Origin of the sequence: Pseudomonas sp. FeN3W, from assembly GCA_030263805.2 — a bacterium.
Taxonomy (GTDB): domain Bacteria; phylum Pseudomonadota; class Gammaproteobacteria; order Pseudomonadales; family Pseudomonadaceae; genus Stutzerimonas; species Stutzerimonas stutzeri_G.
In genome coordinates, this window is record CP136010.1 from 3,156,461 (window position 1) to 3,171,588 (window position 15,128).

Consider the following 15,128-nt stretch of genomic DNA (forward strand, 5'->3'; position numbering starts at 1 on the left):
TTGCGATGAGAACTTTCTTTCTACTGCTATGGGGCGCGCTCAGCCTGATCATCAGCACCGCGGCGCTGCGTGAGCTCTGGCTCGCGCCCTCCGTGGCCAGCGGTTTTGTCCTGCTGCTGGTGGTCTATTACATCGTCTGCTTCTTCCAGCTCATTCGGGCCGCCTACCTGCCATGGGGCCTGCTGGGTGCGTACCGGCGCAGCGGCTACTGGCTGTGCCTGATCCTGCTGCCGCTGACGCTGATCCCGCTGCACGCCGCCTACCAGATCTGGGAGCAGGGCGGTTACGTGGCAGTCGAGGCCTCGTTGCACACCGAATGGCTGCACCTGCTGCTCGGTTGGCTGCAGGACGCCCTCGGTTATCTCGGCCCGCTGCTGGTGCTTGGCGCGCTGGGTGTCGGCATGGCGCTGATGCTGCTGCGTCTGCTGCGTGGGCAGGTCGCGCGCTGATCAGCCGTTGAGCAGGGTCAGCACCAGCGGCAGGCTGGCGGCCGCGAGCAGGGTCTGCAAGGTGATGATGCCGGCCATCAGATGACTGTCGCCGCCGAGCTGGCGGGTGAGCACGTAAGCGGTGGGCGCGGTGGGCAGGGCGAAGAACAGCACCAGGATGGTGGTTTCCATATCGGGCAGGCCGAGCACCATCGCCACACCGTAGGCCAGCAGCGGCACGGCCAGCAGGCGCACCGCGCTGTTCCAGCCCAGCGCCGGGATTTCTCCGCCCAGCTCCTGCGGCTTGAGCGCCGCGCCGACGCAGAGCAGACCCAGCGGCAGGCTGGCGGCGGCCAGCAGGCTCAGCAGGCGGTCGGTGCCGCCGGGCAGGCCCAGGCCCGACAGATTGACCAGCGCACCGGCGACACAGGCGAGAATCAACGGGTTCTTCGCGATGGGCAGCAGCAGGCCGCGTACGCTGACGCCGCGCTCGGCGGTCAGCGCCCACACCGACATGACGTTCACCGTCGGCACCATCAGTGCCAGCATCAGCGCGGCCAGCGCCAGACCTTCCTTGCCGAACAGGCTGCCCACCGCGGCCAGGCCGAGGTACGTGTTGAAGCGCAGCACGCCTTGGGTGATGGCACCGAAGCGGCCGGCAGACCAGCCGCGCAAGCGCTTGGCGATCAGCAGCCCAATCCAGGCCAGACCCAGGCCGAGCATCACCGCGGCCGCCAGGCGCGGCAACGCCGGGTTATCCAGCGGCGCGGTCGCCAGGCTGCTGAACAGCAGGGCGGGGAAGAGGATGAAGTAGTTGATGCGTTCGGCACCGGGCCAGAACTCGGCACTGGGAAAGGCACGCAGGCGCAGGAAATAACCGGCGACGATAAGGGCGAACAGGGGCCAGAGGGCGAGCAGCAGGGCAGTCACGGATACATCCAGCAGTGCATGTAGCGCGATCTTCGATGCTGCCTTCCTCCAGTGCAACCCTCATCTTTTGAGCCGGCCCGGAGAAGAGCGGTGCGACGTCGGTCGGGCGATTGCCTGCTGTGTGGTGGCTTGGTGATATCATTGCGCCTCGAACCTACGAGCTTCCGATGCGTCACATACCCACCCAGGCCTCTACCGAGGACTTTCGCGATACGCCTTATGGCCGGCAGCTGCATGGCGGATTCCGTCTGCTGCGCTTTGCGCCGGAGCTGGAACGGGAGTTTCGGCGTTATCTGGATCGTCATGCTCGCCTATCGCAGCGCCTCGCTGCCCTGCTGCTGATCTTCGCGGTCAGCGGTTATCTGTATTGCGAACACCGGTTGTTCGATCTCGAAGATACCGGTTGGCTGACGACGTTGACGCTGCTGCGGCTCCTGCAGATTCTGCCGGGCATCGTCGTGCTGGTGCTGTCCTTCTACAGCCGCAGGTTTCGCGCGCAGGCCAATCGCATCTTTCCGGTGCTGCTGGTGATGGTCGGCATGCTCGCCGCGCTGATCGACATCCGCTTCGAAACGCTCGATACGGAGCTGAACTTCCGTTACGGCGCCGGGCTACTGATCGTCGCGTCGTTCTTCTTTCTCGGCGTGACCTTCTGGTGGGCGCTGCTGTGCGCGGTGCTGATCGTGCTGGCCGACGTGTTCATGGCCAGCCTGATCCTCTCGGCCGAGCAGATGCCGGAACACTGGATCGCCGTCAGCTACTACCTGCTGTTGCTGATCATCGGCGCGATCAGCCGCTATGTTCACGAGTACTCGCAGCGCGACCAGTTCCTCACCCGTCAGCTGCTGGGCTGGGTCGCCGAGCACGATGCGCTCAGCGGTCTGGCCAACCGGCGCAGCCATGATCGCGCGCTACCGCAGCGGATCGCCCAGGCTCGTCGAGACCGGCGCCCGCTGAGCCTGCTGCTGCTCGATCTGGATGATTTCAAGGCCTATAACGACACCTTCGGCCATCCGGCCGGCGATGCGCTGATCCGCACCTTCGGCGAACTGCTCGCCGGCTATGCGCGGCGACCGCTGGACGAGGCGGCACGGGTTGGCGGCGAGGAGTTCGCGCTGCTGCTGTACAACTGCGACAACGCCGCGGCACAGCGCATCGCCCGTCAGCTGATCACCGCGCTGGCCGCGCTGGATATCAGGCATCCGCATGATCCGGCGGCGCGGGTGGGGGTCAGCATCGGCATCGCCACGTTGCAGGACGGCCAGCAGGCCGAACAGCTCTATCACTGCGCCGACACGGCTCTGTATCAGGCCAAGAGTGGTGGCAAGAATCGCTTCGCCGTCGCGGCCGGGCAACTGCGGCCCGCGCTACAGCCACATTAATCGGTGGCTTAGCGGCGCGGTGGCACCGAGCGGGTGCGGCCGCTGCCGTCGATGGCGACGAAGACGAACACCGCTTCGGTGACCTTGCGCCACTCGCTGGACAGCGGGTCGTCGCTCCAGACTTCCACCAGCATGCGAATCGAGCTGCGCCCGACTTCCAGCGTCTGGGTATAGAAGGACAGCTGCGCGCCCACCGCTACCGGGACCATGAACGCCATACGATCGATGGAGACCGTGGCGACACGACCAGCGGCCACGCGGCTGGCCATCGCGGTGCCGGCCAGATCCATCTGCGACACCAGCCAACCGCCGTAGATATCGCCGAAACCATTGGTTTCCCGCGGCAATGCGGTGAGCTGCAGGGCCAGGTCGCCCTGGGGGATTGGATCTTCCTGTTCGTATTCTTTCATTCGGTCGGACTCGCGGCGCGTTGTTGTTCTGGCGCGAAATGCCCGCTCTGGCACGGGCGACGGCGCCGAGTATAGCGGCTGTGTTGCGCTACAGCGACCGAACCAGGTCAACGGTGCGCTTGGTAATCAGATTGTCACACTTGCTTCATAGAGTGTTCATACGGCCTGCAGATACTGGCCCCCGTTCCAACACACTCGAGCACACACCTGCTAGGAGCAAGGTATGAAACTGAATCGTTTGATGGCGGCCCTGACCTTTGTAGCCGCTGGCGTTGGCGCCGCGAGCGCGGTCGCTGCTGTGGACCCGGCGCTGCCGAGCTACCAGAAGACCTCCGGTGTTTCCGGCAACCTGTCCAGCGTTGGTTCCGACTCTCTGGCCAACCTGATGACCCTGTGGGCCGAAGAGTTCAAGCGCAGCTATCCGAACGTCAACATTCAGATCCAGGCTGCCGGCTCCTCCACCGCGCCGCCCGCTCTGACCGAAGGCACCTCCAACATGGGCCCGATGAGCCGCCCGATGAAGGACAACGAGATCCAGGCCTTCGAAGAGAAGTACGGCTACAAGCCGACTGCCGTTCCGGTGGCCATCGACGCCCTGGCGGTATTCGTGCACAAGGACAATCCGATCAAGTCGCTGGACATCGAGCAGGTCGACGCGATCTTCTCCAGCACCCGCCTGTGCGGTGGCGAGAAGGACATCAAGACCTGGGGCGACCTGGGCATGACCGGCGAGTGGGCGGCCAAGCCGATCCAGCTGTTCGGTCGTAACTCGGTATCCGGCACCTACGGGTACTTCAAGGAAGAAGCCCTGTGCAAGGGTGACTTCAAGTCTAACGTCAACGAACAGCCGGGTTCGGCTTCCGTAGTGCAGTCGATCTCCAGCACCCTGAATGCCATCGGTTACTCGGGCATCGGCTACAAGACCTCCAGCGTCCGTGCCGTGCCGCTGTCCAAGGGTGGCGAGGCTTTCGAGGCCAACGAAGAGAACGCACTGGCTGGCAAGTTCCCGCTGGCGCGCTTCTTCTACGTCTACGTCAACAAGGCGCCGAACAAGCCGCTGAGCCCGATCGATGCCGAGTTCCTCAAGCTGGTGCTCTCCAAGCAGGGCCAGGAAGTGGTGGTCAAGGATGGCTACATCCCGCTGCCGAAGAAGGTGGTCGACAAGACCATGCAGGAGCTGGGTCTGTAAGACCCGCGTGACGGCCGGCGACATAGCGCGCCGGCCATGCGCAGATGCCCGCCACGCGAGACGCGCTGGCGGGCTTCGGCGCGTCACCTGGCTGTAATTTTTCTGTCACACAGCTTTATTAGATTAGGCGCCCCGAAGGGCCGCTCAGGCCCAGGAGCCCTGGCATGAACGACATGGAAAACATGACCGCGAATTCCGATGTGCAACGGCTGGACTTCAACACGCCGGCGCTGCAACGCAAGCGCCGCGTCCGCGCGCTGAAAGATCACCTAGCGCGCTGGTACGTGTCCATCGGCGGTCTGGCGGTGCTGGTCGCTATCACCCTGATCTTCTTCTACCTGGCGCAGGTTGTACTGCCGATGTTCCAGGGCGCCGAGCTGGAAAGCCGCGCGGCGCAGCAGCCGGCCTGGCTGGCCGATGCCGGCGAGCCGTTGCTGCTGGCGGTGGAAGAGCAGAACCAGGTTGCGATGCGCCTGGGTTCCGACGGTCAGGTTCGCTTCTTCGGCCTCAGCGACGGTGCGTTGCTGTCGAGCAAGGCCTTGCCGCTGCCGGCTGGCAGCCGCGTCGTCTCGGTGGGTAAGGACACACCAAGCACACGCCGGCTGGTGCTGGGTCTGGATAACGGCCAGGCGCTGGTGTTCGAGCACAACTACAAGGTCACTTACCCGAACAATAAGAAAACCATCACCCCGGAACTCGCCTACCCCTTCGGTGAAGAACCGCTGCAGCTCGATCCCGAGGGTCGGCCGATCGAACAGGCTGCCGTCAGCCTCAATGGCAAGACGCTGCTGGTTGCCGGCGCCACGGGCACGGCATTGCATGCCCAGCGCATCGCCACCAGCGAGAACCTGATGACCGGCGAAGTGACGCTGGAGCAGGAGCGCCTGAACCTGCCGCAACTGGCCGAGCCGATTCGTAAGCTGCTGCTCGACCCGCGCCACATGTGGCTCTACGCGATCAGCGGCAAGGCCAGCGCGGATGTCTTCGATCTGCGCCGCAAGCAGCTCAACGGTCGCTACAAGCTGGTCGGTGACGGCAGCGAGATCACCACGGTCAGCCCGTTGCTGGGCGGCATCTCGCTGATGATCGGCGACTCCAAAGGTGGCATCGGCCAGTGGTTCATGGTCCGCGCCGCCGACGGCCAGGCCGAGCTGGAGAACGTTCGCAACTTCAAGCTGGGCAGCGAGCCGATCCGCCAGATCCTGCCGGAAGAGCGTCGCAAGGGCTTCCTGGCACTGGATGCCAGCGGCAGCATCGGCATCTTCCACAGCACCGCGCATCGCACCTTGCTCAAGGAGCAGGTTGCCGAGGGTGCCGCTCTGGCGGCCATGTCGCCGCGTGCCACCCGTCTGCTGGTGGAGTCGGAACAGGGCCTGCAGCGCTTCGTGATCGACAACCCGCACCCGGAAATCTCCTGGAGCGCGCTGTGGGGCAAGGTCTGGTACGAGAGCTATCCGGAGCCTGACTACGTCTGGCAGTCGACTTCCGCCAATGGTGACTTCGAACCCAAGCTGAGCCTCGCGCCGCTGGCCTTCGGCACGCTCAAGGCCGCCTTCTACGCGATGCTGCTGGCGGCTCCGCTGGCGATTTGTGCAGCGTTCTACACCGCCTACTTCATGGCGCCGAGGCTGCGCAGCAAGGTCAAGCCGGTCATCGAGCTGATGGAGGCGTTGCCGACGGTGATCCTCGGCTTCTTCGCCGGCCTGTTCCTCGCGCCGTTCCTGGAGAACCACCTGCCGGGCATCTTCAGCCTGTTGTTGCTGATGCCGGTCGGGATTCTGTTCGCCGCCTGGACCTGGAGCCGCCTGCCGCAGGCCGTGCGTCTCGCAGTGCCGGATGGCTGGGAAGCCGTGCTGCTGATCCCGGTGATCCTGCTGATCGGTTTTGGCTCGCTGGAAATCAGCGGCCATCTGGAAAACTGGTTCTTCGGCGGTGACATGCGCCTGTGGCTGTCCAACGAGATGGGCATTCCGTTCGACCAGCGCAACGCCCTGGTGATCGGCCTGGCGATGGGCTTCGCGGTGATTCCGACCATCTACTCGATCGCCGAAGACGCCGTGTTCAGCGTGCCCAAGAGCCTCACCCTGGGCTCGCTGGCGCTCGGTGCCACGCCCTGGCAGACCCTGACCCGCGTCGTGCTGCTGACCGCCAGCCCCGGCATCTTCTCGGCGCTGATGATCGGCATGGGCCGCGCGGTGGGCGAGACCATGATCGTGCTGATGGCCACCGGCAACACGCCGATCATGGAAGCCAACATCTTCGAAGGCATGCGCACCCTGGCCGCCAACGTCGCCGTGGAAATGCCCGAATCCGAGGTTGGCGGCACCCATTACCGCGTGCTCTTCCTCGCCGCGCTGGTACTGCTGATGTTCACCTTCGTGATGAACACCCTCGCCGAGCTGATTCGTCAGCGTCTGCGTGGCAAGTACGCCAGCCTGTAAACCAGATTTCGCAGAAGGTATCGATCCGTGAAAAAGGATTCGTTGAACACCTGGGTCAAGAGCGGCACACCCTGGATCTGGATGAACGCCGGTGCGGTGTCCATCGCCGTGATCATGACCCTGGGGCTGCTGGCGATCATCGCCGTGCGCGGTCTGGCGCACTTCTGGCCGGCCGATGTGATCGTCGCCGACTACAGCATGCCGGGCGCCGAGATGCGCGTGCTGGCCGGCGAGGTGGTGCAGGCCGAAGAGGTGCCGCGCGCGCGCCTGGCGGCCAGCGGCTTGCCGGTGAACGTCGAGGGCGGCGAGTTCATGACCCGCGAGCTGCTCAAGGTCGGCAACCGCGAGGTCTATGGGGCGGATTTCTCCTGGGTGGTCGGTGAGTGGCTGAGCAACCAGCGCAGGCCTGCCGAGCTGATGGTGCTGGAGCGTCGTGAGTGGGGCAATTTCTATGGCTACCTGCTCAACGTGAAGGAAGCCGGCCAGCTGGTCGCCGAGGGTGAAGGCGCCTGGAGCGAACTGCAGGCACGCATCGACCGCGTCGACGAGATGCACACGCAGATCTCGCGCATCGAGACGGTGGAGATCGGTCGCATCAACCACGGCCTCGAGCGTCTGCGCCTGAAGACCCGCCAGCTGGAGCTGAACGATCGTCTGGACGCGGCGGCCCAGGCCGAGCTGGATGCCGAGCGCGCGCAGTGGAATGCCGAGTACCGGGTGCTGGAAGAAAAACTGGTCGCCCTGCAGCAGCAGTTCAACCGCGACAGCATCACCGTGCGCACCGCCGATGGCCGCGAGCAGGAAATCACCCTGGGCAAGGTCGTGCGGGCGTTCCAGCCCAATGCCATGTCGACGCCGCAGAAACTGATGTTCTACTTCGCCAAGCTGTGGGAATTCGTCAGCGACGAGCCGCGTGAAGCGAACACCGAAGGCGGCGTGTTCCCGGCGATCTTCGGCACTGTGTTGATGACCCTGATCATGGCGGTGATCGTCACCCCGTTCGGCGTGATCGCCGCGGTCTACCTGCGCGAATACGCCAAGCAGGGCCTGCTCACCCGCATCATCCGCATCGCGGTGAACAACCTGGCCGGGGTGCCGTCGATCGTCTATGGCGTGTTCGGCCTGGGCTTCTTCGTCTATGTCCTGGGCGGCTCGCTGGATCGGTTGTTCTACCCGGAAGCGGCGCCGGCCCCGGTGTTCGGCACGCCGGGCCTGATGTGGGCCTCGCTGACCCTGGCGATCCTCACCCTGCCGGTGGTGATCGTCGCCACCGAGGAAGGGCTGGCGCGCATTCCGCGGATGATCCGCGAAGGCTCACTGGCGCTCGGCGCGACCAAGTCCGAGACGCTGTGGAAGGTGGTGCTGCCGATGGCCAGTCCGGCGATGATGACCGGCCTGATCCTCGCCGTGGCTCGCGCCGCCGGTGAAGTGGCGCCGCTGATGCTGGTCGGTGTGGTCAAGCTGGCACCGAACCTGCCGCTCAATGGCAACTACCCCTACTTGCATCTGGACCAGAAGATCATGCACCTGGGCTTCCACATCTACGACGTCGGCTTCCAGAGCCCCAACGTCGAGGCGGCACGACCGTTGGTGTATGCGACTGCGCTGCTGCTGGTGCTGGTGATCGCCGCGCTCAACTTCACCGCGATCTACATTCGCAACCACCTGCGCGAGAAGTACAAGGCGCTGGACCATTGATCGAAGCTGCAAGCTTCAAGCCGCAAGCTTCAAGAGGAAGCGCCCCGGCTTGGCTTGCAGCTTGTAGCTTGCAGCTTGCAGCTGCGAACGGAGTGAGCACATGCAAACGACTACCCATTCAATCGACATCTCGGCCCTCGGCCGCGACAAGCGCAGCCTGAACCTGGCCAACGAGCAGGTCGCCATCGAAGTGCCCGATCTGAGCCTGTACTACGGGCAGAAGCAGGCGCTGTTCAACGTCGCGATGAACATCCCCAAGCAGCGTGTGACTGCCTTCATCGGCCCGTCCGGCTGCGGCAAGTCGACCCTTCTGCGCTGCTTCAACCGCATGAACGACCTGGTCGACGGCTGCCGCATCGAAGGCGCGATCAACCTCGATGGCACCAACATCTACCGCAAGGGCGAGGACGTGGCCGACCTGCGTCGTCGCGTCGGCATGGTGTTCCAGAAGCCCAACCCGTTCCCCAAGAGCATCTACGAGAACGTGGTCTACGGCCTGCGCATCCAGGGCATCAAGCAGAAGCGTGTGCTCGACGAAACCGTTGAGTGGGCACTCAAGGGCGCGGCGCTGTGGGATGAGGTGAAGGATCGCCTGCACGAGTCGGCGCTCGGCCTCTCCGGCGGCCAGCAGCAGCGCCTGGTCATCGCCCGCACCATCGCCGTGCAGCCGGAAGTGCTGCTGCTCGACGAGCCGAGCTCGGCGCTCGACCCGATCTCCTCGCTGAAGGTCGAGGAGCTGATCTACGAGCTCAAGGCCAAATACACCATCGTCATCGTCACCCACAACATGCAGCAGGCCGCGCGGGTCTCCGACTACACCGCGTTCATGTACATGGGCAAGCTGATCGAGTACGGCGATACCGATACGCTGTTCACCAACCCGGCGAAGAAGCAGACCGAGGACTACATCACCGGGCGCTACGGCTAGCCGGCCATGGCTAACCGCGCTGCGCGTTGTCGGCGGCGCTTGCCGTACTCGTTTGTACTGTCTGCGCGCCGCCTCCTAGCGCAGCACGCTTTGCCAAGGGCCGGCTCGTCCGGCTAGAGAACCACAGTTTCCCAAGGGCTTGATGATGATCAGCAAAGACAGCCACACCCAACACATTTCCCAGCAGTTCAACGCCGAGCTCGAGGAGGTGCGCAGCCACCTGCTGGCCATGGGCGGGCTGGTGGAGAAGCAGGTCAACGACGCGGTGACCGCGCTGATCCAGGCCGATTCGGGCCTCGCCCAGCAGGTGCGCGACGTCGATGACCAGATCAACCAGATGGAGCGCAACATCGACGAGGAGTGCGTACGCATCCTTGCCCGCCGTCAGCCGGCCGCCTCCGACCTGCGCCTGATCATCAGCATCTCCAAGTCGGTGATCGATCTGGAGCGCATCGGCGATGAAGCGACCAAGATCGCCCGCCGCGCCATCCAGCTGTGCGAGGAAGGCGAATCGCCCAAGGGCTATGTCGAGGTGCGCCACATCGGCGACCAGGTACGCAAGATGGTGCAGGAAGCGCTCGACGCCTTCGCCCGTTTCGATGCCGACCTCGCGCTGTCGGTGGCGCAGTACGATAAGACCGTCGACCGCGAGTACAAGACCGCGCTGCGCGAACTGGTCACCTACATGATGGAAGACCCGCGCTCGATCTCCCGCGTACTCAGCGTGATCTGGGCGCTGCGCTCGCTGGAACGCATCGGCGATCACGCACGCAACATCGCCGAACTGGTGATCTACCTGGTGCGCGGCACCGATGTGCGTCACCTCGGCCTGGCACGCATGGCTGAGGAAGTGGAAGGCTCGAAGGAGCGCTGATCCACGTTTGGTCGCGGGGCGGGCTGGATGTCCGCCCTGTGATTGAAACGCCGGGCACGAGGTGGCGCCGATACTGATCTGCGGCTCGATGACCATCTACAGGCGTCCGCTTCGCCTGCGTGGATGCTGCTCAGGTGGGGATCAGCGCCTCGCTCAGATAATCGATCAGCGCCCGTATCTTCGGCGGCAGATGATGATTCTGTCGCCACAGCAGCCAGGCCGCGCCCTGGTAGGAGCCGGTGTAGCGCCACTGCGGCAGCACCTCGCGCAACTGCCCGTCGGCCAGCGCCTGAGCGGCGGTGAAATGCGGCAGGCAGGTAATGCCCAGACCCGCCAGCGCCACCAGTAGCCGGGCCTCGCTGTGGTTGCTGATGTAGCGGCCGCGCACTGTCACCGTCTCCTGCAGCTCGCCGCGGCGCAGATGCCAGCGATTGTCTCCCGCCGTTTCCCCCAGATACAGGCAGCTATGGCGCAGCAGGTCCTGCGGATGCTGCGGCGCGCCGTGGCGCTGCAGGTAGTCGGGGCTGGCGCAGAGCAGCTGGCGCACCGGCCCGAGCGGTTTGCCGGCCAGGCCTTCGGGTGGGTTGTCGGTGACCTGCACCAGCAGGTCGAACCCCTCCTCGATCAGGTCCGGGCTCTGGTCGCTGATCCGTAGCTGTACATCGACCTCGGGGTAGCGCTGCAGAAAGGCCGGCATCAGCGGACCGACGACGAACTTGCCATAGGCCTTGGGCACGCTCAGGCGCACCAACCCGCGCGGGCTGCGCATCAGCCGTTCGCCGATGGCGACGGCGGCATCGGCCGCATCGAGCATATCCCGGCAATGCTGATAGAACTCCGCCCCGGCCTCGTTCAGCCGCAACTGCCGCGTCGTGCGCTCGAGCAGGCGCAGCGCCAGGGCCTGCTCCAGCCGCGCCACCTGGCGGCTCACCGCCGACGGCGTGCTGCCCAGCAGGCGCGCGGCGCCGGAGAAGCTGCCGGCCTCGACCACCCGCACGAACACGGCCATGTAGGGCAGCAGGGTTGCGCTGTCATTCGTTCCCATGCGGAACAGGTCCTGTGCTGTTTCGCTGGATTATCGACCGCAGCGACAGGCCCGACAATCAGCGCCTGATCGTCGGTGCGGGGACTCGAGGATGAAAGGTACGTTGAGACAGGGGCTGTGGCTGGCCGATGGCATGCTGCTGACGGTGGCGCTGATCTGGGGCAGCAGCTATGCGGTGGCCAAGCAGGCGCTGCTGTTCTATCCGGTGCTGGGCTTTCTGGCTATCCGCTTCGGCCTGACCTTCGTTCTGCTGCTGCCGCAACTGCGCGGCGCCGGTCGTCGTGCGTTGCGCCCCGGTCTACCGCTGGGGTTGGTGATGCTGGCGATCTTTCTCTGCGAGACCTGGGGCGTGATGCTGACCAGCGCCAGCAATGCGGCGTTTCTGATCAGCCTGTGCGTGGTGATCACACCGTTCATGGAATGGCTGCTGCTGCGCCAGCGGCCGCACAATGCGCTGTTTCTCGCCTGCGCGCTGTCGCTGGCGGGCGTCTGGCTGCTGACCGGCGGGCCGCAGTTGTCGCTCAATCTCGGCGATGCGCTGATGCTGGCCGCCGCGTTGCTGCGCGCGGTGCTGGTCTGCCTGACCCGGCGATTGACGGCCGGCCGGGAAATCCCGGCACTGGCGCTGACTGCGGTACAGAGTGGAGTCGTCGCGGCGGGCTGCGTCCTGCTCGCCGTGTCGCTGCCGGGCGGACTGCCGGCGCTGCCGGTGGAGCCGGGCTTCTGGTTCGGCACGCTGTATCTGGTGCTGTTCGCCACGCTGTTCGCCATGTTTGCGCAGAACCGCGCGCTGGGGCGCAGCAGCGCGACGCGGGTGTCGCTGCTGATGGGCTCCGAACCGTTGTTCGGCGCGATCATCGCCGGTCTCTGGTTGGGTGAGCGGCTGGGGCCGATGGGCTGGGCGGGTGGGTTGCTGATCATGCTGGCAACGCTGTGCACCTTGCGCATCGGCCGCCAGCCGGCCCCGACCGCGGTGGGCGATGGTACGCCGGCCCGTGCCTAGCGCGTAGGCACGGCGGGGCCTGCAGGCCGGTCAGCTCTGCCGCAGTTCGGCCTGCAGCTCATCCAGCGCCGCCTGACGCTCGCCGTCCTGCAGACGGGCGCCGGGGTTGAGCGAGGACCACTCGGGATGGGCACGACAGCGTTGCAGGGCTTCGGGCAGCTTGCCCTCGCGCCAGCCCTGGTCCTGTGGCGTGGCCAGGCGGATCGCCTCGGTGGCGGCGTGCCCGCGAGTCGCAAGCACGGCCAGCAGTTGGCGTTGGCGCAGGGCGAGCAGGCGCAGCACGGCGTCGTCGACGCTCAGCTCACGCTGACCCTTGAGCTTGCCGAGCAGGCGGTTGCCATAGTGCCGCGCAGTCTGCGCGCCGCCGCCGGCGATGGCGCCGAGCAGCGCCGCGGCGCCGAGGGTGATGCCACCGACCATCAGGTCGACCCCGGCACCGGCCGCGGCACCTGCGGCCATGCCGCCGCCGATCTTCACCCCCAGCTGCTTGAGGGTCTCGGGGTTGAACAGGTCGTCGCCCCAGCGCCCATCGAGCAGCGGCAGATCGCTGGCCGCCGCCTGCTCCTTGCGGAAGGCGTACAGGCGCAGCAGGGCCTTGACGCAGCGCTGTTCGCGGCCGCGCACGGCGTCGTGCAATTCACGAATGGCGCCGCGCTCCAGCTCCGGCTGTGCGGCCACGCTGCGTCGGCAGGCGGCGACGTCTACCAGCAGCTCGGCGATCAGTCGCTGGCCGCTGTCCAGGCGCGCCGCGGCCTGCGCTTCGTGGTCCTCGATCAGTCGCTGCAGCTTGGGCCGCGCCTGTTCCAGCAACAGCGCCAGACTTTCGTACAGCCGGCGCTCACCATCCACGGGCGGCGCCACGCTGTCGAAGCGCACCAGTGCATGCAGGCCGAGGCGGGCCAGCGCCTGGCGCCATTCCTCTTCGCGATGGCCGGGTTGGGCGACGAAGTTGAGCACTGGCAGCAGCGGCTTGCCGCAGCCGGCGAGTACCGCCAGCTCGTCCTTGTACTTGGCCAGCACCGGCTCACGGGCATCGATCACGTAGAGCCCGGCATCGCTGGCGAGCAGCTGGCGCAGCACCTTGGCTTCCTGCTCGAAGCGCTGGCGCGCCTCGCTGCCGTCGAGAAAGCGTGCGGTGCGCGCCGGGCCGTCGAGGCGTTCGCCGGGGCGTTCGACACGCTCGAGGTAGTCGAGCAGGGCGATGGCATCTTCCAGGCCGGGGGTGTCGTAGAGTTCCAGCAGCGCTTCGCCGTCCACCGACAGCCGCGCGCCTTCGACATGGCGCGTGGTACTGGGACGGTGGGAGACCTCGCCGAAACCTGCATCACGGGTCAGGGTGCGCAGCAGCGAGGTTTTGCCGACATTGGTATGGCCGACCACGGCGAGATTCAGGGCTTCAGTCATGTCCGCTCTCCAGCCAGCCCAGCGGCGTCGTGTTGGAATGGGGCAGGCCCAGGCTGTCCAGCGCCTGGTGCCAGTCATCCAGACGCGCGCTGTCCAGTGCCTCGCCGGGTGGTGCCTGCAGCAGCCAGACCCGTGTCGCCGCGGCGCAGCGCGACAATTCGCCGATCAGCGCCAGGGTGCCGCGATCCGGCGAGCGTCGGGGATCGCAGGCGATGGCCAGGCGTGCCGGGGGAAAGCGGGTGAGCTGGTCGAGCAGCCGTCGGCGCCCTTCGCGATCATCGAGGATGCCGGCATCGGCGATGCCCTTGGCCAGAGCCGGCGGCCATGGGCGACTGCCATCCAGTTCGATGGCCACCAGCACGGCGCCGGCGCTGCCATCGAGCTGAGCGCCGGCGCTGGGAGCGTGCAGCTGGGCGGGCGCTGCATCAGTGATGCCGAGGCGCTCGCTGGGTGGCTGCAGGCGTTCGCGCAGCAGGCGATAGGCCGGCAGGTTCAGGTCGAGCTTCAACGCGTCGCGCCCGCGGTGCCAGCGCCACAGGCTGAACCCCGCCAGCAGCAGCCGTGGCAGCAGTCCGTAGATCAGCAGCACGCCGACCAGCCAGCCGGCCCAGCGTTGCCGGGTGCCTTCCAGATCGCCGCCGAGCGCGCCGCTGGCGCGGATCTGCTCGACATCCGGCACGCTGAAGCCGAGCAGCGCCGGCAGTACGCCGAGGGCCTGGGTCAGGTCGACGAAGGCGCTCTCGCCGAGGATGGTGGTTTCCCAGACGAAGCCGTAGCGGCGGGTCGCCAGCAGTGCGAGGAGGCTGAGCAGGGCGCTGGCCATCGCCAGCAGCCAGAGGGAATGCACGCCGATACCCAGCAGCCAGCGACCGAGCCGGCGCTGGTGCAATACGGTCAGTAGCGCGGGTGCCAGTTGCGCGGCGCGGGCGTCGCGGGCGAGCTTTTCGCTCAGCCAGAGCCACAGCCGCCCCAGCGCACCGCCGCTGTCGCCAGCGAAGAGCAGGCCGAGCAGCCAGCCGAGCAGGGTCAGCAGGTTGACTCCGAGCAGGCTGCCGAGCGCCCAGAACACGTTGACCGGTCGCTGCCCGTCGCCGAGTGCGGCGAAGGCCAGGCCGGCGCCGGTGAAGACCGCGAGCAGCGCCAGCACGAAGCCACCCAGGCGGGCGCCCTGACGCCAGTGCCGGAGCGCCTCGATGAGCCCGTCACGGCGCGCCAGCCAGAGTGCACGGCGCTCGATCAGCGCGGAGAGATCTCCGCCCCGGGCACGGGCCTGGCGGTTGGCTTCGTCATCCTCCAGCGGCCCGGCATGTTCTTCGCGCAGGCGCACGGCCTCGGTCAGCCAGAGACGGTCGAGCGTATCCAGATCGGGGGCGGGGCGGGCTATCACACGGCATCT

At 66.3% G+C, this 15,128-nt stretch carries 13 protein-coding genes; 8 read left to right on the top strand and 5 right to left on the bottom strand.

Translation table 11 applies throughout. The features are described from left to right. Positions 1 to 5: 5 nt before the first annotated feature. Positions 6 to 449: a hypothetical protein gene (locus P5704_014970; GenBank protein ID WOF77362.1), complete on the top strand. Its 444-nt coding sequence runs from the start codon at positions 6 to 8 to the stop codon at positions 447 to 449. On the opposite strand, the gene P5704_014975 is transcribed toward P5704_014970, so the two are convergent. After that, positions 450 to 1,388, bottom strand: coding sequence for an AEC family transporter (locus P5704_014975; protein WOF81242.1), 939 nt, complete (start codon positions 1,386 to 1,388; stop codon positions 450 to 452). Between the two features lie 137 nt (positions 1,389 to 1,525). Here P5704_014975 and P5704_014980 point away from each other — a divergent pair, with 137 nt between their 5' ends. Beyond that, positions 1,526 to 2,740 (top strand): GGDEF domain-containing protein, encoded by a 1,215-nt coding sequence (locus P5704_014980; protein WOF77363.1) that lies wholly within the window; start codon positions 1,526 to 1,528, stop codon positions 2,738 to 2,740. A gap of 8 nt (positions 2,741 to 2,748) precedes the next feature. On the opposite strand, the gene P5704_014985 is transcribed toward P5704_014980, so the two are convergent. Continuing rightward, a complete protein-coding gene (locus tag P5704_014985) occupies positions 2,749 to 3,150 on the bottom strand; it encodes an acyl-CoA thioesterase (GenBank protein ID WOF77364.1) in 402 nt (133 codons plus the stop codon). Between the two features lie 223 nt (positions 3,151 to 3,373). Between P5704_014985 and P5704_014990 the strand changes: the two genes are divergently transcribed. The 5 genes from P5704_014990 to phoU all read left to right on the top strand — a co-directional run bounded on the left by P5704_014990 (position 3,374) and on the right by phoU (position 10,280). Continuing rightward, a complete protein-coding gene (locus P5704_014990) occupies positions 3,374 to 4,339 on the top strand; it encodes a phosphate ABC transporter substrate-binding protein PstS family protein (protein ID WOF77365.1) in 966 nt (321 codons plus the stop codon). Positions 4,340 to 4,503: 164 nt separating this feature from the next. After that, positions 4,504 to 6,780: an ABC transporter permease subunit gene (locus tag P5704_014995; protein WOF77366.1), complete on the top strand. Its 2,277-nt coding sequence runs from the start codon at positions 4,504 to 4,506 to the stop codon at positions 6,778 to 6,780. Positions 6,781 to 6,861: 81 nt separating this feature from the next. After that, positions 6,862 to 8,478 carry a phosphate ABC transporter permease PstA gene (gene pstA, locus P5704_015000; protein ID WOF81243.1) on the top strand — a complete coding sequence of 539 codons (1,617 nt, stop codon included), beginning with the start codon at positions 6,862 to 6,864 and terminating at the stop codon, positions 8,476 to 8,478. Between the two features lie 100 nt (positions 8,479 to 8,578). Continuing rightward, positions 8,579 to 9,406: a phosphate ABC transporter ATP-binding protein PstB gene (gene pstB / locus P5704_015005; protein WOF77367.1), complete on the top strand. Its 828-nt coding sequence runs from the start codon at positions 8,579 to 8,581 to the stop codon at positions 9,404 to 9,406. Between the two features lie 145 nt (positions 9,407 to 9,551). Beyond that, positions 9,552 to 10,280 carry a phosphate signaling complex protein PhoU gene (phoU, locus tag P5704_015010; protein ID WOF81244.1) on the top strand — a complete coding sequence of 243 codons (729 nt, stop codon included), beginning with the start codon at positions 9,552 to 9,554 and terminating at the stop codon, positions 10,278 to 10,280. A gap of 130 nt (positions 10,281 to 10,410) precedes the next feature. Here the strand turns inward: phoU and P5704_015015 are convergent, their stop codons facing one another. Then, a complete protein-coding gene (locus P5704_015015) occupies positions 10,411 to 11,325 on the bottom strand; it encodes a LysR family transcriptional regulator (GenBank protein ID WOF77368.1) in 915 nt (304 codons plus the stop codon). Between the two features lie 91 nt (positions 11,326 to 11,416). On the opposite strand from P5704_015015, the gene P5704_015020 reads away from it, so the two are divergent. Then, positions 11,417 to 12,328, top strand: coding sequence for a DMT family transporter (locus P5704_015020; protein ID WOF77369.1), 912 nt, complete (start codon positions 11,417 to 11,419; stop codon positions 12,326 to 12,328). A gap of 30 nt (positions 12,329 to 12,358) precedes the next feature. Here P5704_015020 and P5704_015025 read toward each other — a convergent pair whose 3' ends face one another. Together P5704_015025 and P5704_015030 are read right to left on the bottom strand one after the other, a co-directional pair. Beyond that, positions 12,359 to 13,732, bottom strand: a complete 1,374-nt coding sequence (locus tag P5704_015025) for a DUF3482 domain-containing protein (protein WOF77370.1) — start codon at positions 13,730 to 13,732, stop codon at positions 12,359 to 12,361. Continuing rightward, positions 13,725 to 15,119, bottom strand: a complete 1,395-nt coding sequence (locus P5704_015030) for a DUF2868 domain-containing protein (protein ID WOF77371.1) — start codon at positions 15,117 to 15,119, stop codon at positions 13,725 to 13,727. Before P5704_015030 ends, P5704_015025 begins: the two co-directional genes overlap by 8 nt. Positions 15,120 to 15,128 lie beyond the last annotated feature (9 nt).